The 24,264-nt window shown below is 55.5% G+C and carries 21 protein-coding genes and 3 pseudogenes; 17 read left to right on the top strand and 7 right to left on the bottom strand.

What is annotated here, in order from left to right:
- From MN186_RS14075 to MN186_RS14050, 6 genes and pseudogenes are all read left to right on the top strand, one after another.
- The coding region (locus MN186_RS14075; RefSeq protein WP_242113910.1) for an IS1380 family transposase at window positions 1-1,278 on the top strand (1,278 nt) is incomplete at its 5' end.
- Window positions 1,279-1,788: 510 nt separating this feature from the next.
- A complete protein-coding gene (locus MN186_RS14070; RefSeq protein ID WP_242115006.1) occupies window positions 1,789-6,351 on the top strand; it encodes a glycoside hydrolase family 99-like domain-containing protein in 4,563 nt (1,520 codons plus the stop codon).
- On the top strand, window positions 6,348-7,034 hold the full coding sequence (locus MN186_RS14065) for a sulfotransferase (protein ID WP_242115005.1): 687 nt from the start codon (window positions 6,348-6,350) through the stop codon (window positions 7,032-7,034). Before MN186_RS14070 ends, MN186_RS14065 begins: the two co-directional genes overlap by 4 nt.
- Window positions 7,031-7,783, top strand: a complete 753-nt coding sequence (locus MN186_RS14060; protein WP_242115004.1) for a sulfotransferase family protein — start codon at window positions 7,031-7,033, stop codon at window positions 7,781-7,783. The genes MN186_RS14065 and MN186_RS14060 overlap by 4 nt, the downstream gene beginning before the upstream one ends.
- An 87-nt stretch (window positions 7,784-7,870) precedes the next feature.
- Window positions 7,871-8,467: a hypothetical protein gene (locus MN186_RS14055; protein WP_242115003.1), complete on the top strand. Its 597-nt coding sequence runs from the start codon at window positions 7,871-7,873 to the stop codon at window positions 8,465-8,467.
- Window positions 8,468-8,646: 179 nt separating this feature from the next.
- A pseudogene (locus tag MN186_RS14050) lies at window positions 8,647-8,808 on the top strand (IS1380 family transposase); the annotation flags it as partial.
- Between the two features lie 57 nt (window positions 8,809-8,865).
- Here the strand turns inward: MN186_RS14050 and MN186_RS14045 are convergent.
- Window positions 8,866-9,435 (bottom strand): recombinase family protein, encoded by a 570-nt coding sequence (locus tag MN186_RS14045; protein WP_242115002.1) that lies wholly within the window; start codon window positions 9,433-9,435, stop codon window positions 8,866-8,868.
- Between the two features lie 139 nt (window positions 9,436-9,574).
- Here MN186_RS14045 and MN186_RS14040 point away from each other — a divergent pair, with 139 nt between their 5' ends.
- From MN186_RS14040 to MN186_RS14020, 5 genes and pseudogenes are all read left to right on the top strand, one after another.
- Window positions 9,575-12,529, top strand: a complete 2,955-nt coding sequence (locus MN186_RS14040) for a Tn3 family transposase (RefSeq protein WP_242115001.1) — start codon at window positions 9,575-9,577, stop codon at window positions 12,527-12,529.
- Between the two features lie 52 nt (window positions 12,530-12,581).
- The gene (locus MN186_RS14035) at window positions 12,582-12,968 is read left to right on the top strand and encodes a recombinase family protein (protein WP_255744278.1); all 387 of its coding nucleotides are present in this window, start codon (window positions 12,582-12,584) and stop codon (window positions 12,966-12,968) included.
- Window positions 12,969-13,001: 33 nt separating this feature from the next.
- Window positions 13,002-13,298: pseudogene (locus tag MN186_RS14030) on the top strand (Tn3 family transposase); the annotation flags it as partial.
- A 342-nt stretch (window positions 13,299-13,640) separates the two neighbouring features.
- Complete coding sequence (locus MN186_RS14025; protein WP_174861609.1) at window positions 13,641-14,006, top strand: type II toxin-antitoxin system RelE/ParE family toxin; 366 nt, start codon at window positions 13,641-13,643, stop codon at window positions 14,004-14,006.
- On the top strand, window positions 14,003-14,338 hold the full coding sequence (locus tag MN186_RS14020; protein ID WP_174861608.1) for an XRE family transcriptional regulator: 336 nt from the start codon (window positions 14,003-14,005) through the stop codon (window positions 14,336-14,338). Before MN186_RS14025 ends, MN186_RS14020 begins: the two co-directional genes overlap by 4 nt.
- A gap of 22 nt (window positions 14,339-14,360) precedes the next feature.
- Here the strand turns inward: MN186_RS14020 and MN186_RS14015 are convergent, their stop codons facing one another.
- From MN186_RS14015 to mobQ, 3 genes are read right to left on the bottom strand one after another with little or no spacing between them, the layout of a single operon-like run.
- The gene (locus MN186_RS14015) at window positions 14,361-14,762 is read right to left on the bottom strand and encodes a hypothetical protein (protein ID WP_242114999.1); all 402 of its coding nucleotides are present in this window, start codon (window positions 14,760-14,762) and stop codon (window positions 14,361-14,363) included.
- A gap of 26 nt (window positions 14,763-14,788) precedes the next feature.
- The gene (locus MN186_RS14010; protein WP_242114998.1) at window positions 14,789-15,109 is read right to left on the bottom strand and encodes a hypothetical protein; all 321 of its coding nucleotides are present in this window, start codon (window positions 15,107-15,109) and stop codon (window positions 14,789-14,791) included.
- Between the two features lie 14 nt (window positions 15,110-15,123).
- Window positions 15,124-16,401, bottom strand: coding sequence for a MobQ family relaxase (gene mobQ / locus MN186_RS14005; protein ID WP_242114997.1), 1,278 nt, complete (start codon window positions 16,399-16,401; stop codon window positions 15,124-15,126).
- Between the two features lie 237 nt (window positions 16,402-16,638).
- Between mobQ and MN186_RS14000 the strand changes: the two genes are divergently transcribed.
- The 6 genes from MN186_RS14000 (at window position 16,639) to MN186_RS13975 (ending at window position 22,339) form a co-directional block, all read left to right on the top strand.
- Window positions 16,639-16,926 carry a hypothetical protein gene (locus MN186_RS14000; RefSeq protein WP_242114996.1) on the top strand — a complete coding sequence of 96 codons (288 nt, stop codon included), beginning with the start codon at window positions 16,639-16,641 and terminating at the stop codon, window positions 16,924-16,926.
- Complete coding sequence (locus MN186_RS13995) at window positions 16,923-18,767, top strand: type IV secretory system conjugative DNA transfer family protein (RefSeq protein ID WP_242114995.1); 1,845 nt, start codon at window positions 16,923-16,925, stop codon at window positions 18,765-18,767. The genes MN186_RS14000 and MN186_RS13995 overlap by 4 nt, the downstream gene beginning before the upstream one ends.
- A 214-nt stretch (window positions 18,768-18,981) precedes the next feature.
- Window positions 18,982-20,016 carry a replication initiator protein A gene (locus tag MN186_RS13990; RefSeq protein ID WP_127044712.1) on the top strand — a complete coding sequence of 345 codons (1,035 nt, stop codon included), beginning with the start codon at window positions 18,982-18,984 and terminating at the stop codon, window positions 20,014-20,016.
- A gap of 114 nt (window positions 20,017-20,130) precedes the next feature.
- Window positions 20,131-20,799: a ParA family protein gene (locus tag MN186_RS13985; RefSeq protein WP_255744276.1), complete on the top strand. Its 669-nt coding sequence runs from the start codon at window positions 20,131-20,133 to the stop codon at window positions 20,797-20,799.
- Between the two features lie 261 nt (window positions 20,800-21,060).
- The gene (locus MN186_RS13980) at window positions 21,061-21,525 is read left to right on the top strand and encodes a hypothetical protein (protein WP_242114994.1); all 465 of its coding nucleotides are present in this window, start codon (window positions 21,061-21,063) and stop codon (window positions 21,523-21,525) included.
- 184 nt (window positions 21,526-21,709) lie between these two features.
- Entirely contained in the window at window positions 21,710-22,339 is a 630-nt protein-coding gene (locus MN186_RS13975) for a tyrosine-type recombinase/integrase (RefSeq protein WP_242114993.1), read from the top strand.
- Between the two features lie 122 nt (window positions 22,340-22,461).
- Here MN186_RS13975 and MN186_RS13970 read toward each other — a convergent pair whose 3' ends face one another.
- From MN186_RS13970 to MN186_RS13960, 3 genes and pseudogenes are all read right to left on the bottom strand, one after another.
- On the bottom strand, window positions 22,462-22,683 hold the full coding sequence (locus tag MN186_RS13970) for a hypothetical protein (RefSeq protein WP_242114992.1): 222 nt from the start codon (window positions 22,681-22,683) through the stop codon (window positions 22,462-22,464).
- A gap of 2 nt (window positions 22,684-22,685) precedes the next feature.
- Window positions 22,686-22,994, bottom strand: a pseudogene (locus MN186_RS13965) (integrase core domain-containing protein); the annotation flags it as partial.
- 286 nt (window positions 22,995-23,280) lie between these two features.
- Window positions 23,281-24,264 (bottom strand): glycosyltransferase (locus MN186_RS13960; protein WP_242114991.1); only part of this gene is annotated, 984 nt, incomplete at its 5' end.

The following is a 24,264-nucleotide window of genomic DNA, read 5'->3' as shown; positions in this document are numbered from 1 at the left end:
TTTGACGGTGTGGACATGAGTTCCGATGCCGGGCTGATCTTGCTGCGCGAGATCGAGCGTCGGGACGATCTGGCGGGTTGTCTTGCGGCCTGCATCACCGATGTACGCGATCCGGCCAGGGTTCAGCACGATCTGGCGGAGATCATGCGCTTCCGGATCATGATGATTGCCGCAGGGTATGAAGATGGCAATGACGCGACCAGCCTGCGGCATGATCCGAGTTTCAAGCTGGCATTGGAGCGCGGTCCTGAGGCCGGGGCAGCGCTGTGTTCGCAGCCCACGATCTCGCGGATGGAAAACCTGGCCGATATGCGCGCGTTGATCCGGATGGGCCGGGAGATGGTCCGGGTCTACTGCCAGTCCTTTGCGCGCCCGCCCGGTCGGATCATCCTCGACATCGACGACACGTTTGACGCGGTGCATGGCCACCAGCAGTTGCGCCTGTTCAACTCCTATTATGATGAATACGGCTTTCAGCCCATCGTTGTTTTTGACGGCGCGGGTCGGCTCGTCGGGGCTTTGCTGCGCCCCGCCCGTCGACCCAAGGGCGCTGAGAGCGCGGCCCACATTCGCCGATTGATCCGGCAGATCCGCATCTATTGGCCCAGGACCGAGATCCTGCTGCGCGCCGACAGTCACTATTGCACCCCGGAGGTTCTGGATCTGTGTGACGGGCTCGGGTTGCTCTATGTCCTTGGCTTATCGAAAAATAGCCGCTTGGCGGAGCACATCCTGCCGCTTGAGGCCTCGACGGCCGTGCGCTACGCCCGCAAGCCCGGCCAAAAGCTGCGGCGCTTCAAGACATTCTCCTATGCGGCCCGGTCGTGGTCGAAAAAGCGCCGCGTCGTCGCCCGGGTCGAGGTCAGCCCAAATGGGCGCGACACCCGCTACATCGTCACCAATCTCGAAGGCGGGCGCGGCAAGCATCTCTACGAAAGGCTCTACTCCGCCCGGGGTCAGGCCGAGAACCACATCAAGGCCTGGAAAACCCATCTCGCATCAGACCGGACCTCGTGCCCGAAGGCGACCGCCAACCAGATGCGTCTGATGTTGCACGGAGCCGCCTACTGGATGTGGTGGAAATTGCGCGCCGCCTGTCCAAAGAAATCTCCATGGCGCCGCGCCCAGTTCGATACGTTGCGCCTGCATCTGGTCAAGCTCGCGGCAACCATCGTTGAGAAGAAGACCCGGATCATCGTCACGCTGCCGGCGTCCTGCCCACAGCAAGCGCTTCTCCGTCTGCTCTTCGATGCTCTCGCCCCGCCAAGGCCAGCTTGACGAACGCCCGCCCCGCAAACCCCGAAACTGAAACAAAGATCCCAAAAAAACAAACGCCCGGCCGTCAGCCCAGGGGCGACCACTCCGGTCGCGCATGAAGGTCATGCACACCACGAGACGCACGAACCCAAGCCGAAATCCGACCGTGGTGAATTATGGCGGTTAGCTGCCATTCCGTATCCAATTCTCAATGTCCGGTGTCTTCTCTTCATCTGTGATGGAGAGGGTTGGCTCTCTTTTGCCAAAGTGGCGTCGGTAGTCCGTTGGCAGAATGTCAAACGACTTAACGAAGGCGCGTCGAAGCTTTGATACAATCTCTTCGGGCTTTTCTCGTTTTCCAGCCATCGCTGATCCTCCAATTGCGGGATAAAACTATCCCAGTTGGTGGACCACTTTCAGGGGGCTATTCCAGTTGTGCCGAAAAGGTCAGTGGTCTAAGTAGGGGGCAGATTTAACTGGTAGTAGGCCTTGGTCACCGCATAATCCTAATCGAATGAAGGGGCGCAAATCATGGCGAGTAAATCACAGTTCGTCAAAGCATCTGCCACGTCAATGAATGCTCGGTCCAGCGACGAAACGAACGACGGAAACGGCCAACCCAAGCCCCCAGTTTGTCTTCTTGTTTTGGGCATGCACCGCTCTGGTACCAGCATGTTGGCCCGCGTGTTAAATTTTGCAGGTTATTCACTTTCCAAGGAACTGGTTGGCGCAACTGCTAGCAACCAATTTGGTCACTGGGAACCAAAATTCCTGAACGACCGAAATCAACAATTTCTTGAGGAAATCGGCAGCGACTGGCATGATTGGGGAATGATCGACCCAACCCAGATTGCCCCAGATCTGGTTTCGGCCTATCGTACAGAACTAAGCGAATGGATCAGGGCCGAAAAAGCTAAAGAACAAGACCTAATCTTAAAGGAACCACGCGCCTGCCGGTTGGCGCCTCTTATTGTTCCCATTTTGAATGATGCGGGGTTTACCACTCGTATCGTAATCCCATACCGTAATCCGTTGGATGTCGCCGGTTCTCTGCAAAAACGCGATGGCTTGGACCTGCGCAAGGGCACCCTGCTTTGGCTACGTCATGTCTTGGAAGCTGAATACGCCACTCGTGGGATGCAACGAAGCTTTGTTGACTACGACGCATTGTTATCTGACTGGCGGGCCGAGCTGTCACGGATGGCAAAGGATCTAAGCTTGAATGCACTGTCTGAAACGGAAAGTTTCGCATCAGATATAGACAAGTTTATCACCAAAAAAGGGCGTCACAATCACAGTGACGCCACAGCATTGCGCGAAAATGAATACACATGTGGCATGGCGTTATCTGTGGTTCAGGCCCTAAACAATCTATGCGCCAACCCCAATTCAGTCGAAGCACAAGCTGCGATGGACGATGTACGCAGCCAGTTGGATGAAACCGAGTGGCTGACACTTGGGGCACTGCGCGCAACCGAAGTCGAGCTGTCTCAGACTAAGCGAGCAGTATCGGTGCTTGAAGAACGCAATCGGGAAGTGTCGGTGTATATTTCCAATTTGAAGACCCAGATCGCTGCCTACAAGAATTCCATAGCGGAATACCAAAAAGCAATATCGGTGCTTGAAGAACGCAATCGGGAAGTGTCGGTGTATATTTCCAATTTGAAGACCCAGATCGCTGCCTACAAGAATTCCATAGCGGAATACCAAAAAGCAATCGATGGTATCTATGCAAGTGTCTCTTGGCGGGTCACTGTACCTTTGCGCGCGACAAAAAAAACGATGCTACAGTTGAAGGTCGCTTTCGGTGAACAGACGCGTACAGCTTGGGCTAAACTGCCAGTTTCACAAAGTCGCAAGGAAAACCTAAAAGGCTTCATTGTGCCTAGACTCGCGTTTGCGATCGGCAAGACCGAGTTTTACAAAAGCTGGAAAGCTGCTCATGACCAGCGCGTACAAATTGGTCAAAGCTTGCAGTCCATAAGAGCAGACTATTCTGGCAGGGATGGCACGGACGGGGGTGTTTTGATCCGCGAAGAGAACTGTTTTGTCGAAAAATATGCGCCCCTTGATCTTGTGGACTCCAAGGTTCGCATGATTTCGTTTTATTTGCCGCAGTATCACGCCATCGCAGAAAATGACGAATGGTGGGGACCGGGGTTCACGGAATGGACGAACGTTCAACCAGCGACACCAAAATTCCCAGGCCACTACCAACCTCATGAGCCGATCGAGCTTGGATACTACAATCTGTTAGACACTGAGACTCAGGCGCGCCAGGTTGCATTGGCAAAGCTTTATGGGATCGGAGGTTTCTGTTTTTATTGGTATTGGTTTTCTGGCAAACGCTTGCTAGAGAAACCGGTTGAAAACTGGTTGAATAATCCCGACCTCGATTTTCCATTTTGCATTTGCTGGGCCAATGAAAACTGGTCACGTCGCTGGGATGGGCGAGATTCCGAGCTGCTTGTATCCCAAAATCACAGCCCCGAGGACGATTTGGCATTCATAGTAGAAGTCGCACCCTATTTGCTGGATTCACGCTATATTCGTATTGATGGTAAACCCTTGATGCTGGTGTATCGACCCAGCTTACTGCCAAATGCCGCTGAAACCGCCGAACGGTGGCGCAGGTGGTGTCGCGAAAACGGGGTCGGTGAAATCTATCTGGCTTACACCCAATCATTCGAAAGTGTGGACCCGGCAGACTATGGATTTGATGCAGCGATCGAATTTCCGCCGAACAATTACGCACCGGTCAATCTAACCGAAAAAGTGCCTGGACTTGTCGTAGATTTCGGTGGGATCGTACATGATTGGCGCTCCTACGTAGTGCGGTCGTGCCAGTATCCAAAACCCGATTACAAACTTTATCGGTCCGTATGCCCATCTTGGGACAATACAGCCCGTCGCAAATTGAAGGGTTCGATTTTCGCCAATTCCAATCCAGCCGATTACCGGGTTTGGCTGGAAAATGCCATCACCCGCACGTTGGAAGAGGCAGAAACACCCGATGAGAAAATCATCTTCTGCAACGCGTGGAATGAATGGGCCGAAGGCGCCCATCTGGAACCGGACACAAAGTATGGGTATGCCTATCTCGAGGCGTCGCGCGCAGCTTTGAACCCGCACGAGATGCCGCGATCCGTCACGCTTGTCGGCCATGATGCCCACCCGCACGGCGCGCAGCTTTTGTTGCTGAACCTCGCACGCAGCTACACCGAAAATGGGATCAAGGTCGACATCGTTTTGTTGTCGGGTGGTGTGTTGGTAGAAGAATACAGCCGCTATGCAAGTGTGACTTTGCTTGATAAGCCATATCTCGAGGACGAGGATCTTGTTCTTTTGTTACGCCGCTTACGGCGTGAGCATGATCAGATCGCCATCGCCAACACCACAGTCAGCGCTTCAATTCTGCCGCAACTAAAAGTCGCCGGGTACAAAGTCGTATCCCTTATCCACGAGATGGCATCAGTCTTCGAACAAAAAGGTCTGCGTCCGCAAATGGAATTTGTGGTCAAACATGCAGATCGCGTTGTTTTCCCTGCCCCCGTAGTACATGAGCACTTCGAAAATTATCTTGGTCAGCCGGCACCTCAGGCAAAGATACTGCCCCAAGGGCTGTATCTGCACACACCGCTGCTGGAACACACCGCTGCGTCGCATCGCGCAAGAATTAGGTCCGAGCTCGCTGTCGATGATCAAACTTGCGTGCTTTTGGGCGTTGGCTATGTCGATCATCGCAAAGGTGCTGATCTGTTCATTCGGACGCTTGTTGATCTGCATAACGCTGGGCGCAAGGTTCGCGGCATCTGGATCGGCCATGTTGACGTGGAATTCCTGCCAAAACTCGAAACATTGGCGAACGAACTGGGTGTCTCAGACCATATGCAGTTTCTTGGGCGTCAATCAGACCCACAATCTTATTATGCGGCCGCTGATGTGTTTTTGCTAACGTCACGCGAAGATCCATATCCGTCAGTCGTGCTTGAGGCGATGGCAGCAGAAATGCCAGTGGTCATGTTCGGTGGAGCGACAGGTTCAGAACAGCTTGCCAAAGAAGGACTGGCCGTGGCAGTGCCCGCCGAAAACCCAGCGGCAATGGCGCGCGCAATCGGTGATTTGTTGGATGCTCCTGACGAAACCAAACGAATGACCGCTGCCGCAGCTCGTCATATCCGCGACAATACGGATTTTACCAGCTATACCGTAGATCTGTTGGCGCTGACGGGCCGAACCGTTCCGCGTGTTTCGGTTATCGTGCCGAATTACAATTACGCACGCCATATCCAAGCACGATTGGACAGTGTTCTGGCGCAGGATTTCCCAATTTACGAAGTTATCGTTCTGGACGATTGTTCAACGGATGAAAGCCTTCAGGTCATACATGAATATGCCGCCCAAGCTGCGCGGCCAATCCGTATCATCCCGAACCAGGAAAACTCGGGAAATGTGTTCCGTCAGTGGATCAAAGGGCTGGAACTGGCAAAAGGCGACTATATCTGGATCGCCGAGGCAGACGACCTTGCGCTGCCGGACTTTCTAACCACGGCGATGCGTGGGTTTGAAGCGTCAGGCACAGTACTGTCCTATACCGACTCCGCTCAGATTGACGAAGACGGGAACCCTCTGGCTGCGGATTACCGATATTACACCGATCCAGTCAGCAACACCCACTGGGCGCAAAGCTATGTACATGATGGTCAAACCGAGATCGCCGAGGCGCTGTATTTGAAAAATACAATCCCGAATGCAAGTGGCGTTGTGATGCAGGCCGCGGCATTGTCTGATGTGCTGACCAATCATCGCGAACACCTTGAAAGCGTCCGTTTCGTCGGCGATTGGCTTGTTTATCTTTGGATGATGGAACGCGGGGGTATTGCGTTTAATGCACAGTCAAAGAACATTCACCGCCGACATCAAAACAGTGTGACCATCTCGAACTTCGACGCCAAGCAATTTGATGAAATCAAAGGCGTGCAAGAAGACGTGCAGAAACGCCACAAACTGGGTGCTGAGCAACAACGAAAGGCCAAAGCCTATCTTGATGAATTGGCTGAGCAGTTTGGATTAAACGAAAGATCGAACGCATGAATTTCGACTATGTCTTCATCATCACTTATGGCCGTTCGGGGTCCACACTTCTGCAAGGTATCCTGAACACAATACCGGGTGCGGACATCCGCGGAGAAAACGGAAACCTTCTGTTTCATATCTATCAGATGTCAAAGGGTCTGGCTGCGGGCAAGCGCCACAAAAAAGCTGCTCGTGACGCCACCCATCCGTGGTACGGGGCGAACGATATTCCGCAAGATGCCTATCTCGAAGAAATGCTCACGATTTTCAAACGTGATATCATGCCTTCGCGACAAGAACATGTGATGACCGGTTTCAAAGAAATTAGGTTTCAGGTCCCTTATCAACAACTGGTTGGTTATATGGACTTTGTCATGGAGGTCTTTCCGCGCAGTGCATTTGTTTTCAATACGCGCGATCTTGATGCGGTTATCGAAAGCAATCGTCTGGCCAAGCACAACGTCAGCGAGGATCGCATCCGCGATGCAGACGTCAATTTTCGCCGGATTTTCACTGAGCGTTCCAAGAACAGCTATCTTATCCACTATGACGACTATGTTCGCGACCCGGCGGTCCTGAAAGGTCTGTTTGATTTTCTGGGTGCGCCCTTTGATGCAAAAAGCGTCGAGCGGACGCTGGAACAAACACATTCGGTAAGAACCAGGAAAGACAGCACATCCAAAGAAAGCACAAGCCAATGACCCATACGTCAAACTGCCCGAATATCTTTGTCGTTGGCACGATGAAAGGCGGGACCACCGCACTGCACCGTATTCTCACATCACATCCTGAAGTCCATTCCGGCTCGCAAAAAGAGATACACTATTTCTCGTTGCACTATGCCAATGGCGACGAATGGTACGAGTCACATTTTGACGGGCTGCCAACCGGGCAAAACTATGTCGATGCAAGCCCGACATATCTTGATGTGACCAATACGCCGCTGATGCCCCGGCTTATCAACAACTATAACCCGGACGGCAAAGTTATCGTCATTGCGCGCAATCCGGTTGAACGTGCGATCTCGCATTTTCACCATCTGCAGCGGGTCAACAAGCTACCCGTTTTGCAGGAAATGGATTGTACCACTTTCTTCAGTCATGAAATAAACAAGATGTTTCCCGGGATCGGGCCGCTTCAAGCAAACTTCATGAACGTGCTCAACTTCAGCTGCTATGTTGCCAAGGTCGAAAAATATCGCAGCGTGTTTGGCGAACGCCTTTTGATACTGGACAACAGTCAATTGCGCAGTGCGCCACAAGAAACAATCGAGCGCGTGTTTCAGCACGTAGGAGTGGATCCCATATGGAACAGATCCTTTACCGAGATTCAGCATAGCCACCAAACAAAACTAACTGACATTTCGCCCGCTGTGTTTGAACGCTTAAGCGATCTGCTGCGGCCAGATTACGAGAAGTTCTGCAGGCGTTTTGATATCCCATTCAATTAGCCTAGCCCTGGGGCATAATTGCACAGGACGGGTGCAGGCGCTCTATCTATCTTGTAACCAGAAAAATTGTACGGACAGGAGAAGACAATGATTATCGGGCCAGATTTCATTTGGTTGCATGTTCCAAAATGTGCGGGCACTGCAGTCGAAAGGGCACTACGGGGCACGTTCCGTGGCCGAAAAGATATTCATTTTGATCGCGTGACAGGTAAACATCCAGCTATCTGGCACCACAATATTCCCCAACGCCTGAAACACGACGCTGATTTTGACCCAAGCGGAAAGCGTATTCTCGCTGGCATCCGCAGGCTTCCGAAATGGTTGCTAAGTCGGGTTCACTACGAAGTCGCACGCTCTCCAGATCAGGTTCCGACCCGTGAAATGCTGGCCAAAGGCGCGTTTTTTACACGCACTGGATCAGTGTTGCAGGCCGATAGCGTCCTGCGGCGTTTTAACACGCCCCCGGTTGATCGTTGGATTCGGGATGATCACCTGGAACAGGACCTTTGTGAGGCGCTGCGCATCAACGAAATAAAAGTTCCGCGGGTCAATGAAACTTCGCTGAAATATATCAAAGATATTTCGTTTTGGTTCACCCCTGCAGAGCTTAAATCGCTCTATGAAGCCAATCCCGAATGGGCCGAAATCGAAAAGCGCCTCTATGGTTCCCTGTTGGAAGAGTAATCTCTTTGCGACCGTCTAAACAAAGAGGTACCGCCAAATGGGTATTCTGAGCAAAGCAAAAAATGCACTTAGCCCGAAAAATTCATGAGGAGTCGGTGAGAGTGGCGTAAGATTCTGAAATCTTGTAGATTTTGAGTGTTGAAACCAAGACCTTGGATTTCGAGGAGCCAGCTCTCACCATGGACAAATCTACAAGCTCTCTCCCGCGTTTGTCACCTGTGAATGGCAAGCCGATCCTGCTTGGTTTTGACGGTGTGGACATGAGTTCCGATGCCGGGCTGATCTTGCTGCGCGAGATCGAGCGTCGGGACGATCTGGCGGGTTGTCTTGCGGCCTGCATGGCCCCATCGGAAGGTTTGTACGTAGGATTACTCTAAGCGAGAACTTTGGGCGAACATCTATGTTTGTTTGATTTCGCTGACCGCTTTATAAGCCGTTGACCGGCCTATGCCGAGATGTTTTGCAGCTTGTGAGACCGAAGTTCCCGCCGCGACGAGTTTTTGAAGCGCCGAGATTGTCTCTGGCCGCAAAGATGGACGTCCAGGATTTCGTCCGTGTTTTTTGGCTGCTGCCAACCCGTCCTTTGTGCGCTCGGAGATTAGTCTGCGTTCAAAGTGCGCGATTGCCCCAAAGACGTGAAACACGAGTTCGCCCGCAGCGGAAGTCGTATCAATGCGTTCCTCAAGGCTGATTAGCCCGATGTTTTGTGCTTTCAGCGCATCTACGGTTTCGAGAAGTTCTTTGAGTGACCTGCCCAGCCGGTCGAGGCGGATGACAGCGAGCGTATCTCCTGACCTGGCATAGTCGATCAGGGCGGTGAGCCCCGGGCGTTCGAACGTTTTGCCCGAGATAACATCTTCGAACACACGCACGGCCCCTTCTTTTGTCAGCCGCTCGATCTGGCCGGAAAGGTCCTGATCAGAGGTTGATACCCGCGCGTATCCCAGAATGTCGCCAGATCGTGCCATGGTCGTCCTTTTAACGAACGTTTTTGAGACACATGCGCGATGGACCAAACCGCCCAATCCACGCGCCTGAATCTGTCTATTTATTAGTCTATATATTAAGGGGTGTCCAGAAAACTTCAACACCGTTTTAAGGACACGCATGCCCCCTCGCTCATTGCTTTCCGCCAGTACCCGTGCAGACCTTTTCGATATACCGACAGGTTTTGATGATTTGGTGCGCCATTATCTGCTGTCACCACCGGATCTGGAGTTGATCCGAACACGCCGCCGCGATGGAAATCGGTTCGGGCTGGCTGTCCATGTCTCCCTGCTCCGACACCCTGGTCAAGGGTGGTACGATGGTATGGTACTGCCTGCGCCCTTTTTGGAATGGCTTGGGGACCAGCTACATCTCTCCCCTTCACGACTCTTGGACTATGCAAGCCGTGGGGCTACTCGGGCCGCGCACCAAGCACTCGCGATGCAGCATCTGGATCTGACGCCGTTCACCAAACCGCACATGACGCTGGCAGAAGATATTGCGACGAAGGCCGCGTTCGCGACAGATCACGGCGTGAAGATTGTAGAGGCACTCGTTGCGGAACTTCGCAAGCACCGCCTGATATTGCCGAGCGCTGACACAATCGAGCGATTGGCCTTGAGGGGCCGGGCCCGCGCGCGGCGGGAGGCTGCCGCTGCGTTGTTTGACTCCCTGTCGCCACAGCAGCGCAGCAGGTTGCGGGCGCTTTTGGTGAACGCCCCTTCCGTTGGGCAAACGCGGCTCACGTGGTTGCGCGGCTTTCCGCATTCGGCCAGTCCGGCCAGCATGATGGCGCTTCTGGATCGCCTGAAGTATCTGCGATCCCTAGACCTGCCGTCCGACCTTGGGCAGGGCCTTCACCCGGACCGACTGATCAAGTTCGCGCGCGAAGGCGCGGTGGCACCCGTGAGCTTGCTGAACGATTTTGGTGAGCGGCGGCGGATCGCAACGCTCGCGGCGCAGATGGCGGATTTATCCATCACGATCACCGACGCGACCATTGCCATGTTCGAGCGTCTGGCCGGACAGCTGTTCTCAAGATCCCGCAACCGCCAGGAGGAAGTTTGGCGTATGGGCAAGGCAAGGGTCGGCAAGCTGATGCAGCTCTTCGGCTCAACCATTGATGCGATGGCCCGCGCACAAGAACTCGGGCAGGATCCCTTTGCTGCACTCGATGCGGAAATCGGGTGGGACACCCTCTTGGATCAGCGTGACGAAATAGCCGGCTTCGGAGAGCTGGCCACCAGTGACCCACTGTCCCTGGCGGCCGAGCGCTATGCCTATATGCGCAAGTTCGCCCCTGCCTTTCTGGAGGCCTTCCAATTCAATGCCACCGATGCGGGGGACGATCTCAAGGATGCAATCGCCTTGCTGCGTGATCAGAACCGCACCGGCAAACGCAAGTTGCCCGATGATCCGCCCATGCCGTTCCCGGCCAAGCATTGGCCGTCGCTGATCGTACAAGACGGACAACCACAACGGCGCGTATACGAGACCGCCGTTGTCTCCACCTTGCGAGACCGCCTGCGCGCCGGGGATGTCTGGGTTGATGGCAGTCGTGAGTATCGCCGGTTCGACAGCTATCTCATGCCGCGAGACAAAGCTGAAACCGCCATGCGGGACGCGGGCTTCGAGACAGATCCGGAAGCATGGCTGGCGGATCGGGGGGCCACGCTGGCAAAACGCCTTGACCAAGTGGACCACACCTTGAAGCGCGATGCTCTCACCGGCGTCCGGATCGAGCGCGGGCGCTTGAAAATCACGCCCCATGAAGCTGTGACACCACCTGCTGCGGTGCGTCTGGAACGGGCCATTGACGCCGTGATGCCACGTATCCGCATCACAGAGTTGCTTTGGGAGGTGAATGCGCAGACCGGGTTCCTCGACGCCTTCACTGATCTGCGTTCTGGCAAGCATCACGATGAGCCCGCCGCTGTGTTGGCCACGATCCTGGCCGGGGCGACCAATCTCGGGCTTGAGCGGATGGCCTATGCCTCATCACGCGTCAGCCATGCACAGCTGACCTGGGCGCAAACATGGTACTTACGGCCGGAGACGTTCGCCGATGCTCTGGGCCGCATTGTTGATGCCCATCATGGCCTGTCCTTCTCACAGCACTGGGGCGCGGCTGAACATAGCTCATCGGATGGCCAATTCTTCTCCGCCAATCGTGGCAGCGGTGTGATCAACGCCAAATATGGCCCAGACCCCGGACTGAAGATTTACTCTTTCCTGTCAGGCCAATACGGATCGTTCCATTCGAGCGTCATCGGGGCAACCGCAGGCGAAGCCCCTTTCGTGCTCGATGGCCTCCTGAACAATCCGGCCAGCTTCGATCCCCTCGTTCACTACACAGATACCGGCGGCGTGTCGGACCATGTTTTTGCCCTCTTCCATCTGTTGGGGATGACCTTTGCGCCGCGTTTGCGTGACTTCCCTGATCGGCGCTTGGCCTGCTTCGGAAGCGCGAAGGCATGGGCGACCTTGTCACCCATCATCGGCAAGCCGATCAACGAAGAGGTGATCCGGCAGCATTGGGGCGACATCATGCGGCTCACGGCCAGTGTCCGGGACAAGTCTCTGAAACCGTCTGAAATCTTGCGCAAGCTTGGCGCATACCGTCAACAGAACCGGCTCTACCTCGCCCTCGGTGAGATTGGCCGCGTTGAGCGCACGCTCTTCATGCTCAACTGGATCGAGAACGCCGATCTGCGCAAGGAATGCCAGGCTGGACTAAACAAAGGTGAAGCGCGCCACTCCTTGGCGAGGGCCGTATTTGCGCACGCGCAAGGAAGGATTCACGATCGCTCCGATGTGGCCCAACAGAAACGCGCCATGGCGCTCAATCTCGTTATTGCTGCTATCACGTTCTGGAACACGGTCTACATGGACAAAGCTGCCAACCATCTCGCCAAGACCAGCCCGCTATACGATGCCGCACTCCTAACACACACATCACCGCTCGGATGGGAGCACATCATCCTATCTGGCGACTTCGACTGGCATTCTGGTGCTGCTGAGCGTAAAATTGCGCGACCATTGCACATCAGGCCCGCCAGAGATTGGGGAACCTGATTAAGTTCGCCCAAAGTTCTCGCTTAGAGTAATCCTACGTACAAACCTTCCGATGGGGCCTACTATTCTGCACCCAGCCGGAGTCTACCCCGCTATCGCAGAACAGCTGGAAAAAAAGGGCGTCAAGCTCGCCTTGGGGATGTCTATCTACGACCCGACGGATCCCATGGGCAAAATGTTCTTCAACATTCTCGCTACCTTTGCCGAGTTTGAGGCCGATCTGATCCGGTTGCGCACGAGAGAAGGCATGGCCATCGCCCGTGCAAAGGGCAAACTCCGTGGAAAACAGCCAAAACTCTCTGAAAAACAACAGAAAGAACTCGCGCGCATGCATGCAACCGGCGAGTATTCTATCAGTGATCTGGCTGAGCTGTTCGCGGTCTCCAGGCCAACGATCTACAGAACCCTGCACCGCACAGGGGCCAAAATCAGCCCTTAGCGTACTATTCTGCCCCCTCCGGCATCAGACCCCTTGAACAAGGGCGAGGCCCATCACGCCCTGAAAAACGCCCTGCGCATCGGGCGACAGGGCGAAATCCGTGATCGCACCGCCGAGGGGCAGCACTACCGCATGGCCGGCCTCAACCTGCTCGCTGCCATCATCATCTACTGGAACACCAAGCATCTCGGTCAGGCCGTCGCCGCGCGTCAGCGGGCCGGGTTGAATTGTGCGCCCAATTTACTGGCGCATATCTCGCCGCTCGGCTGGGCACACATCCTGCTCACTGGCGAATACCGGTGGCGGCGGCAAACCGGGGCCAGCTTGTGAAGTAATCAGCCCTATTTCTTGCCACCGTCACGGCTCCCAAACGGACGCACCGCGATCATCGCCACCACAAAGGCGGCACAGAGTTCAAAATGGAGGAAAGAAGGGGGTGTCAGGGCCTTGTGATACGATCCTGCCCCCTACCGGAATCTACCCCCCACAGGCGGCGCTTGCCGGTTTTCTCGGACCTGCCGGGATGGCAGGCGGATCAACTGGATTTGGAAACTGTCAGGGTTGGGGTGAGCGGGCGCTAGCCCGTCGATCCCCTGCCCTGTCTGATATCATCTTGCGACAGCATCAAAAGAATCCTTGATTTATGCACCCAGAGGCATATTTATGCACTCCATGGCATGGGATGTTGAATACACGGATGAGTTCGAAACTTGGTGGGAAAGCCTCACGGAAACCGAACAAGAAGACGTGGATGCGTATGTCCAGCGCCTTGAAGCACGGGGACCAAACCTGCCTTATCCTCACTCAAGCGGGATAAATGGTAGCCGACACAGCCATATGCGCGAGTTGCGCGTTCAAAGCCACGGAGAACCGTTTCGAGTGTTCTACGCGTTTGATCCAAAGCGATCGGCAATCCTGCTGATCGGAGGAAACAAGACAGGAAACGACAGATTCTACGAAGACATGATCCCGATCGCAGATGACCTCTACGATCAGCATGTCGAAGAACTGAAAGCCGAAGGGAAGACAGAAAAATGACTGGCCGTACGTCCTTTTCAACTCTGCGCAATCGTATGTCGCCGGATGCGCAGGCGCGCGCTCGCGCAAAATCTGAAGCCCTGGAAACAGAGATGGCACTGGCTGAAGTGCGGCGCGCAATGCAGCTCTCTCAAGAGGAGCTCGCGGCGATCCTGCAAATCAACCAGGCTTCGGTCGCCAAGATGGAGAAACGCACTGACATGTATGTCGGAACCGTGCGCCGCTTTATCCAGGCCATGGGCGGCGAGTTGGAGATCATCGCCCGCTTCCCAGATCGGGAGATCAAGATCGACCAGTTTGCGGAAGAGAAGACGCCTGCTTCCGCAGGTTGATTGCGGCTTTAATCGCCAAGCCCTATCTCAACCCTAACCGGCTGAGGACACCACGCCTACTTTCTTGACCAACCAAAAGCCGTTTCTCGAATTCGACATTCGACGGCAGGCTTACCAGGGTCAGACGCCACAATGTCTTGTCGTGCGGCCAGCTCGGCGGTCGCCAGTCCTGACGTTCCACTCCGACGATCTCCATGCAGTCTGGAAAGTGCAGCCACGGAACCTGCTCGCCACTGGGAGAGTCGCCAACCTGCTCCTGTGGGACATCGAGGAACGTGAACCCATCTGCCTCCGTCCCGTCCAAAAAGAGGAACCGTGCGGTTTCTTCCTCACCTGGGCAAAGCCCGCTCACGGCAACCCAGTCACCGCAGGTTGGGGCCTTTTTAGCGTTGAGGGCAACGCACCATCGCTCAACCTTGCTCATTCAATTCCCACCATAGAGCTCACGTGTCACCCATTCGACCCAGGCACACCAGGGATAGTCTTTCCTGCCGCAACAAGGTCATCGGCCTCCTGCAAGGAAATTACTCGCGCACCAACAGCCTCCATCGCTTCGTATATCTCTGGATATTTCCCGAAATCATAGGCGCGAACGTAAATGGCGTAATCCCGCTTTGTGCGGTCTTGGACGGCTTTGGTAAAATCTGATTCGAATAGGGTCCAGCCGTGCCGATCGCCGTGAAAACCGGGAACACCGTGGCGATTCTGTAGCTCCCAGAAAATAGCCTCTTTTTCATGCCAGCTGTGATGAACTTCATTCGGGTGGGTCATGTGTTTTCCTTCCGTCAACGCTCTCTGTCGCGATCGCGGCCCTGCCCGCGCTCGGGCGCAGTATCACGCCCACGCCCGAGGATGTCATCCCGCCGCCCTTGGTCAAGGCGATCGCCGTCGCGGGCGGCAATGTCCCTCTCGACGGCAGCAGTATCCCGCGCCTGCTCAGCGTCACGCTGCCGCCCAAGGATGGCGTCCCGACGATCTCGGTCTGGATCGTCAGGCGCAACCCTCTCGCGCCCGACATCCGGCGCTTGCAGCTCAGGGCGATCAACATCGCGCCCCAACACCGCCGCCCGGCGCGCGTCCATATCACCCCGCTCGGCCCCAGCCTGCGGCCTCTCAACCTCGCCCATAACCCTCTCCTTGATCCGTGACATCGCCGCCTCGGCGCGGCCCCATAGATGATCCAGCCGCTCGCGCGCGGTGGCAATGAAGGCGCGCCCGCGCTCCATCAGCTCAAGCCGCAATTCCAACTGCCGCCAGCCCAGCTCCTGGCGCTGCGCATTGCGCGCCTGCGCCGCACGGAAAGCCTCGCCGCGCTCCGTGACGATCCCACGCTTTTCCTGAGCATTGGCCGATGGTCCAATTTTCGGCTCGGGCTCGCGGCTGAGCTCGACCACCTTCTTCTCGTGCTCAAGCGCAAGCTCTTCCTGTCCGCCCCCGCGCGCGCGCTCGACCTGTTGCTCGGCTTCGGCGCGCTGAACATCAAGGGAACGGTGGTCGATCCGTTCCGACCGCCCCACCCGCTCAAGGGCTGTGTTCGCATCCCGCGCCCAGGCTTCGCGCCAGCCCATCAGCAAATCCGGCGCATTCCAGCTGCGATCCTTCTTCCCGAACCCCTCGCCGGTCAGCTCGCGCATGGTCAGCATGACATGTGCATGGGGCTGACCGTGGCCATCACGGGCCTTGCCCTCGTGAATGGCCACATCCGCGATCATGCCGCGATCGACAAATTCGCGCTGAACAAAACCACGCAACAGTTCCAGGCGCTCCCCGCGATCGAGCTCGCGGGGAAGAGCCACTTCGATCTCGCGGGCAAGCTGCGCATCACGACGCTTCTCAACCGCCTCGACCGCGTTCCAGAGCTGGTCGCGATCGCGCATCCAGTCGGGCGCATTTTCAGGGGCCATGATCTCGGAATGAACGACCCCGCCCTTGCGGGAATAGTCGTGCTCCAACCCCTGCCGGTCATCCCGCAGCCGCCCAGCCGTCCGGTAGGCGGCGGCTGCGACCGATGACCGGCCCCCGGCCCGGCTGATCACTTTCGCACTGAGATGATAGATCGCCACGGATCGAGCGCCTCTCTTTAAAACAGGGTCCAGCGCCTGGTTGCGCTGGTCGGGAGCGCGAGGGTGAAACCCTCGTTCAGGCGGCATCGCCGCCTTGGGGGGGAAGCCGTCCGGCGCGGGGGTTTACCCCCATGAGGACGCGCACGTTGTCGAAGACAATGTATAAGCGCGCATTTAATTCTTTTCAAGCTATCAATCCGCCACTACATTCGCCCCGATTATGCCCGAGGTTACCCCATGTCCCAAAGCCGTCCGCCCGACGCCCGGATCAAAGAACTGACCGAGAAGAAAGCCCAGCTCGACGCCCAGATCGCAGCGCTCGATGCCCGGCGGCGTCTCTCACAAAAGAAAGACGAAGACCGCCTCAAATGGCTCCTGGGCACTTTGGTCTTCGACCGTTTGAGCGCCGAACCTGCTCTTCAGAGCATCGTGCGGCGCGACCTGCCAGAGCGCCTCACCCAGCGGGACCGCGACCGGGGACTCTGGCAGATTCTGTTTCCTGACGCGCAAGAGGACCGGTCATGAGTTTTGTTCTAGAAGCCCGCCACTGGGTGATCATGATCGGTGCTGTGATCCTGGCCGCTGCCGCCCTGATCCTCGCTCCGCAAGCGGTCGCGATCTACCCGGTGACCAGCTATGCGGTTCCGATTATCGCCATGGCCACCATCCTTGACACCCTCGGAACCGCCGCAGAGCGTCACAGGACACCGCTGAAGCTCCTCGCATGGGTCTGCCTGTGCGCTGCCGCCCTCACAGCCCTGGCGCCCCTCAGAGGCCCGCTCAGCGACATACTGGCGACTATCCAGGCATGGACGGGCGCAGGCTGGCCCCTCCCCCGTGCCATTTGGGAAGGACTCAAGGGGCTGGCGCGGTATTCTGATCCGCAGAAACAGGCCATGGCGATCTCCTTCGCGCTTGGGGCCTTCGGAGTGGCTGTCGCTGTCAGCACCCCGCTGATGGCGATCTTCAATCCGCGCATTGGCCGCAACCGCAAATCGCGCACAGGCCCGTGGCAAGCGGGATGGATGGACCCGCACGATATTGCCCAGCTTGTACGCAACAAGACCGGCCTGCCCCTCGCCCTGCACAAGGGCAAACTCCTGCGCTACGTCAAGAACGATGCGAAGGGATGGCGCGGCGGGCATCACCTCGTCGTCTCCGGCACACGGGGCGGCAAGGGCGTCAGCGCGGTGATCCCGGCGATCCTCGATCACCAGGGGCCTGTCGTGGTTCTGGACATCAAGGGCGAGAATTTCGCCGTCACGCGCCGCCACCGCGAAGAGCTTGGGCGCAAGGTGGCCGTCCTCAACCCCTTCGGCCTCGTCGAGGACGGAGAGGATCAGTTCAACCCGCTCGACTACATCCGCCCTCACGAGCTGGCGCGGGACGTGGCCCTGGTTGCGGACGGCCTGGTCAAACCCGAACAAGGCGACGGGGCGCATTTCTCGGAAATGGCCCGCCAGCTGTTCGCGGCGGCGATCGAAGTGATCGTGACGCAGGAAGAGCCGAACCGGCGCAACCTGATCGCCGTCGCCGACCTGCTTCTGTCCGCAAACCTCGACGGCACGCTTGAGGCCTGGGCTGAAAACGCCGACCTTGTCGGCCACCGCCCTGCCCAGACTGCCGCCACGATCCTGCGCGCAGGTGACAGAGAACGAGGATCGATTCAGACGGCGGTCTCAAAAGCTTTTGAGTGGATGCAGTCCGACAACATGCGCCACTTCCTGGCCGGGTCCAGCTTCCGTATGGATGATCTTCTCGATGACCAGGTCGATCTCTTCATCGTGGTTCCGCTCGATCAGGTGGATAAGCAAGCGATCTTCATGCGCCTGTTCATCAACCTCGTGCTGGGCACGGTCGTGCGCCAGGACGGGCGGCGGAAGGTCAAGGCCCCGATCCTGCTGGTTCTCGATGAATTCGTGCGGATGGGCCGTATGGAGCAGATCATGAACATCGCCAACGTCGCCGCAGGTGCTGGTGTTGAAGCGCTGTTCGTTACCCAAGATACTGGTCAGGTAGAAAAGGCCTATGGGCCAAACGATGCCCGTTCGATCTTCGGTTCCTGCATCACCAAACGCGTCTTCAACCTCAACGATATCGAAACCGCCGAATGGGCAGCGCGCCACCTCGGGGAAAGCACTGTCTATTCTCAGCAAATTCGAGAGGGCAAAGCTCCGAACGAGGGTCGGGATTTTTCCTACTCGGAACAGCGTCGGAAGCTCATGACCGCAGAGCAGATCACGGGCATGAAGGCGGATGATCTGCTGCTGTTGGTGGGCAATCGCAACCCGCTCAAGGCCAAGCAGAACCTATACTTCAAGAGCAAGGCTTACCGTGGAAGGTTTGATCAAAACCCGCTGAATTGAGTTGATTTTCCAAGTTATCCACAGGCTTAGTGTGTTAAATATGTGTTAAATATAGTGTTAAGCTGTTTTTGAGGCCTGTTTTACTATTTTGAATCAACGTGTTACGCATTCGATCGGTAACTAAAAACACGAATCTCGGTAACTGAAAACACGAACTTTGGTAACTAAAAACACGAATCTTGACACGGGTAACTGAAAACACGAATGTGCTGCTATGGTAACTGAAAACACGAACCCACTGACGCCCCTCTTGCCTGATCGTCATCCTCAGCACGATCTGTTCATCTGTGATGTTGCAGACGCTGTTCTCAAGGACGTCATGCAACATATGGAGCATCCGTTCTATTCACTCTCCAAGAAACCGGAGACTTCTGTGAAGCGTTATAGGAATGGCGATCACTGGTTAGAAATCACGCCGAGTGTCAAAGGGCTGGCAACCATCTATGACAAGGACATCCTGATTTACTGCATCAGTCAGATTATGGCGAAACTTAAACATGGGGAACCGGTCTCGCCCCGCGTTCGTATCAATTCGCACGAACTCCTGATTTTCACGAACCGTGGCACCAGTGGTCGAGAATACATCTCGCTTATGGATGCGCTTGACCGGTTGGAAGGCACGCGGATCAGAACGAACATCGTTTCTGGTGACGAAGAACAGATTGATGGGTTCGGGTTGATCGACGCCTCCTCCATCCGTCGAAAGCAAGGCCTCGACGGTCGTTTGCTCTGGTGTGAGGTCAAGCTGTCGGACTGGGTTTTCAATGCAATCAAAAACGAAGAGGTGCTGACCCTTCACCGCGACTACTTTCGCTTGCGCAAGCCGATTGAACGCCGCGTTTACGAGCTGGCACGCAAGCACTGTGGTCAGCAAAAGAGCTGGAAGATTACTCTAAAGCACCTGCTTATGAAGTCTGGATCGCAAAGCCCAGAAAAGCGATTTCGTCAGATGATCAAGCAGCTGGCGGTTCATGATCACCTGCCAGATTATCAAGTGTTCTTCGATGAAGTGGCGGACATGGTGGTTTTTACCAATCGCGGCACGATGACCCCGCCCTCCCTTATCGAAGGGCGTATTCCTCCACTGAAATCTGAAACCTACGATAGGGCGCGACAGGCCGCGCCTGGTTGGGATGTACGCCACTTGGAAAGTGAGTGGCGCGACTGGATCGTGGAGGCACCGAGGGATGTGGATGCCGCATTCGTAGGTTTCTGCCGTAAGTGGTTTGAGAAGCGTGGTAGACCTTGATCCGGTTTAAAACCGGTTATGGATTTAAAACAGGTATCAGATTTTATTCCGGTGTTTGAAATTTTTCCGGTAAGTGATATGTATCCGGTAATGAAAATAGTATGAGGCCGAGCAATGCCCGTCATCGTCATGGCAAGCCCCAAAGGGGGCGTCGGAAAATCCACATGTGCTGTAATCCTGGCCACAGAGTTCGCTCGGATGGGAGCTCAAGTGACAGTCTTGGACTGCGACCCCAACAAGTCACTGACCCGATGGGCATCTCACGGACTCCCCAAAGGTGTGACGCTTCATCAGGATATAGGGCGCTCTGAGATAGTGCCGACGATCAGGGCATCAGATGGCGATGGGCAGATCGTGATTGTTGATCTTGAAGGCGTAGCATCGCAGCTTGTCAGCCGCGCTATTTCTCAAGCTGATCTGGTTCTCGTTCCTATGCAGCCAACGGCGCTCGACGCGGAGATCGGGTCTGAAGCCTTGGCTTTGATTCGGGAAGAGGAAGAGGCGCTTGGTCGCACAATCCGTCACGCCGTTGTTCTGACCAAAACGAGCGCAGCTGTGAAAAGCCGCGTTCAAAGAGATCTGGAAGAACAGCTGCGCGGGGCAGGGATAGATCTGATCGAACCGTCGCTCGTGGCTCGCGCGGCGTTTTCAGAAATCTTCGCTTATGGCGGTGATCTGACCGCGATGATGAAAGACCCTGACATGGTAACTGGCGGCAAGGTCGATAAGGCATTGGAGAACGCCAAAGATTTCACGGAGGCTGTCTATGAGCGGCTCAAATAGGCTTGCAGGGCTAAAGGCCAAACCAAAAGACACCACGGCTGCTGAGGTCCGCCGCGTTGACGAGGTTGGGGAGGCGAGGGGGTTTCTCGATCGAACCCCACGAAAGAAGCCAGGACGTAAGCCAAGTCCACGCACCTATCAGCTACACCCGAAGGTCTTCCCTCAAGTAGGGGAGGCCATTGCCGCAGAGGCTGAGCGTCTTGGTATTACACAGGGTCAGCTAATTGAAAATATGTGGGAAACATACCAAAGAAATTCCTAATGCAGAGTATTTTCCATCATACAAGTCTTGCGCATGCTCTAAGCATCTTAAAATCTGAGGTATTCATCTCTGCTGTCAACACTCCGACAAGAGGAGACAGCGGAATGAACTGTTATTGCGCCAAGGAGCCAACAGCTCGGAACATGCATAATGGAAACGGAGCGATCATCGAGTTTACCTGGGCGGGACGTGAAACCGATAATGATGAAAAAATGCTAGAACCTGAATGGTTAGTCCATTTTGGGGCTTGGCGATCGGTTGTCACACTTGGATCAAAACAAAATCTCATGGCGGTTGATCTACATGTGAAGAATCAAGAACATTGGCGAGAATATATTCTTTGCACTCAAAGGCCCCCTTTCCTAACCATTAGGCGGGAAAAGTGGTTGGACAATGAAGCTAGAAACCTCGAACTCACCACAAGAGAACTCCTTGCATCAGGAATAAAGGTTAGCGTTCGTTGAACGTGGGTGGGGCGCTGAACAAAACGCAAGTATTTTGATGCGAGCTTTTGGTTAAAAGCTCGCATTAGTGCGTAAGCGGAAAACTCAACAAAACATGGGAAAAGTGCAGTATCCTGCAACATGCCGCTTCAATCATGCAAGGTTTATGGGTATTATATAGCAATAACCCTGCAAGGATTTGCCCGTGAAAGCTGCCGCCGAGACCATCTGGAACAAAGGCCGCGTCGTGGGCAAAAAACCACCGCTGACGCCCGACCAGGTATCGCTGATCCGGATGATCCTGCGCCAAGAGAAAGCCTTGCGCGATCTGGCGCTGTTCAGCGTGGCCCTTGATACAAGTTTCCGGGGATCGGATCTGGTGAGGTTGCGGGTGGCGGATGTGGCCACCCCGGCCGGGGTGCGCGAGGTAGTCGAAATCCGGCAGAAGAAAACCGAACACCGCAATGCGCGCCCAGTCCAGGCGCGGCTGTCCTCAAACACCCGCGACAGCCTGCGCGCCTATCTCACCGCCTCTGAAAAGCCGCTGCACGGCTGGCTGTTCACGGGGCAGGGGGCAAGGTGGTCCCATACCCACCTCAGCGAAAGCCAACTCTGGCGGCTGTTCAAGTCCTGGCTGGAAAAGGCCCGCCTCGATCCCAGCCTCTATGGCCTGCACTCGCTGCGCCGGACCTTCCCGACCCATATCTATCAGCAAACCGGCAATCTGCGCGCAGCTCAGTTGTTGCTCGGCCATGCCAGTATTGAAAGCACCAAGGAATACATCGGCACCGAACAGGCCGAAGCCTTGGAAATTGCGCGCAAGTACCATCTCTGAGCCAAGCGAAACGGTCATGTAGGCGATCACCCAATCGCGTACATTCGCTTCGCCCTGCAGCCCATCGACGATCTGATCCGCACCCAAGTCCAAAGAGAGGCGCGGAACAGGGACTTTTGTGGTTATGGCTTGCTCTGCAACGCTGCTACGAAATCGGCTATATCGCTGCGCGCAGGGTTCAAGCTGTAGGCTTTATGGCCATGATCCGTGGCAAGGCGCAGATCACCAACCATGCGCGCAAGCTGCGCTGAAAGAAAATACACCGATGCAGAGGGATTGGGTTGGCTTAAAAGCTGATCAGCCAGACTGCGTGATGCAGCTGTATCCCGTGCCTTAAGCAACATGCTTAGGTGTTCAGTCCCGGCATCTGGTGGATCGGATTTAGGATGAAGCTGTCTGGTTCGGATGTCCAGATCTTGCAGATGTATTCGTAGGGCGTGAGGCCACCGAGGGTCTTGAGTCTGCGTGCGAAGTTGTAGGCTGCCATGAAGTCCGCCAAATGGGTGCGCAGTTGGTCGTGGTCATCGTAGTGGAAACGCTTGACCGTCGCGTCTTTGATGGTGCGGTTCATGCGCTCCACCTGACCGTTGGTCCACGGATGGTTTGGCTTCGTAAGGCGATGTTCGATACCGTTGGCCTCACAGATCATGTCGAAGCACATCGGAATTGCATTGAACCAGCATCATGTTGGCGGCAATCGCGCTGACCACGGACCGAAGCATGCACCCGGGGCGATCTCAGGAGAAGGCTACCGATCAGGAGAGCGGATCAATTGTTCAAAGGACAAGACCGCAGACAGGCGGCACTTTCCGCATGCACAAAACCGCTTGACAGGGACGAATCCGTTGCCGAAGTCCTGAGCCTAGACCAAAGGCCCACCATGCAATAACATTCAAATTGGACCACCCGATGGGGCACTTCAGTGCATTTAAAATACAGAGTCAAATCTTGTTAATTATTGCCGAAAAATAGAGGGCGAGATTCGAGAGACATCCTTGGCGATAGACACAACTGCCCCGCAATTTAGTAACACGGCGCCACCAACTCTTTGCATATCGAGCTTGCTCGAAAGCATTGAAGACGTGCACGTTTTCAGGCGTAAACTGAGGCAAGGCCGGACGGATCGCAACGAGGTTCCGAGCGTACCACTCACCATACGTGCCTCGTGTCACCATCGCGATCCGCGCGAACTGCGCGCGCACCCCGTCATTCGCACCGATCTGATTGCCGCTATGCTGGCGATATAGCAAACTCGGCTCGTCATCCGAAATGAACGTCGCCCCCGTACCACTGAGGATTTGATAAACCCACCAGTCATGCAAAAGCACCGGTTCCGCGCTATCGAGACTTGCGTAAGCCTTTTGGAGCACCGCGAGAGCTGCAGCATTCACCATGATCGTATTGCCTGCAATGACATTCTGCACCAGCGCGTTGCGAAACCCGAGCGGGCGAGATTGTGGCCGTGAAAGCCGCGGGTTTGACAGATCCTCACGACAGATCAATGTCCGGCTGAAATAGCAGACAGGGCCGCCTGTTTCGAGCGCTTCGATTCTTTCAACCGCGCGAGCAAGTTTATGCGGAAGCCAGACATCGTCTTGATCACTGAAACAGGTAAAAGGTTGATCCGCCTGAACCGATCCCAAAAGCGACAGGAAGTTGGCGGTCCCTCCACGGCGTGGCCCCTCCACTACGGTGATTTGGTCGCGCTCGGCGCATTCACTGTAGCGCTGCAAAATCTGTGGCCCACTATCGGTTGAACCATCGTCACCAACAACCAGCGCCCAATCTTTTAAGGATTGAGCAAAATAGCTGTCGAGCTGTTCACTCAAGTGAGTCGCCCCATTATGCAACGCTAACAAAATGACGACCTTGGCCAGGACATCTCTCCCAAAATTCAGATTGGCGTGATCGCGCGCCATATTACG

The organism is Aliiroseovarius sediminis (genome assembly GCF_022678485.1).
Lineage (GTDB): Bacteria > Pseudomonadota > Alphaproteobacteria > Rhodobacterales > Rhodobacteraceae > Aliiroseovarius > Aliiroseovarius sediminis.
Note: the sequence above shows the minus strand (reverse complement) of the source record. Positions and strands in the feature narration are given on the sequence as shown.

Bases quoted from the DNA above. Each gene is read 5' to 3' on its own strand.
- MN186_RS14055 (WP_242115003.1), top strand. From the start codon at position 7,871: ATGATTATCGGGCCAGATTTCATTTGGTTGCATGTTCCAAAATGTGCG.
- MN186_RS13980 (WP_242114994.1), top strand. From the start codon at position 21,061: ATGCAGAGTATTTTCCATCATACAAGTCTTGCGCATGCTCTAAGCATC.
- MN186_RS13995 (WP_242114995.1), top strand. From the start codon at position 16,923: ATGAGTTTTGTTCTAGAAGCCCGCCACTGGGTGATCATGATCGGTGCT.
- MN186_RS14040 (WP_242115001.1), top strand. From the start codon at position 9,575: ATGCCCCCTCGCTCATTGCTTTCCGCCAGTACCCGTGCAGACCTTTTC.
- MN186_RS13990 (WP_127044712.1), top strand. From the start codon at position 18,982: ATGGTAACTGAAAACACGAACCCACTGACGCCCCTCTTGCCTGATCGT.
- MN186_RS14015 (WP_242114999.1), bottom strand. From the start codon at position 14,762: ATGAGCAAGGTTGAGCGATGGTGCGTTGCCCTCAACGCTAAAAAGGCC.
- MN186_RS14000 (WP_242114996.1), top strand. From the start codon at position 16,639: ATGTCCCAAAGCCGTCCGCCCGACGCCCGGATCAAAGAACTGACCGAG.
- MN186_RS14035 (WP_255744278.1), top strand. From the start codon at position 12,582: ATGGGGCCTACTATTCTGCACCCAGCCGGAGTCTACCCCGCTATCGCA.
- MN186_RS13985 (WP_255744276.1), top strand. From the start codon at position 20,131: ATGCCCGTCATCGTCATGGCAAGCCCCAAAGGGGGCGTCGGAAAATCC.
- MN186_RS14065 (WP_242115005.1), top strand. From the start codon at position 6,348: ATGAATTTCGACTATGTCTTCATCATCACTTATGGCCGTTCGGGGTCC.
- MN186_RS14045 (WP_242115002.1), bottom strand. From the start codon at position 9,435: ATGGCACGATCTGGCGACATTCTGGGATACGCGCGGGTATCAACCTCT.
- MN186_RS14070 (WP_242115006.1), top strand. From the start codon at position 1,789: ATGGCGAGTAAATCACAGTTCGTCAAAGCATCTGCCACGTCAATGAAT.
- MN186_RS14020 (WP_174861608.1), top strand. From the start codon at position 14,003: ATGACTGGCCGTACGTCCTTTTCAACTCTGCGCAATCGTATGTCGCCG.
- MN186_RS14025 (WP_174861609.1), top strand. From the start codon at position 13,641: ATGGCATGGGATGTTGAATACACGGATGAGTTCGAAACTTGGTGGGAA.
- MN186_RS13970 (WP_242114992.1), bottom strand. From the start codon at position 22,683: ATGTTGCTTAAGGCACGGGATACAGCTGCATCACGCAGTCTGGCTGAT.
- MN186_RS14010 (WP_242114998.1), bottom strand. From the start codon at position 15,109: ATGACCCACCCGAATGAAGTTCATCACAGCTGGCATGAAAAAGAGGCT.
- MN186_RS14060 (WP_242115004.1), top strand. From the start codon at position 7,031: ATGACCCATACGTCAAACTGCCCGAATATCTTTGTCGTTGGCACGATG.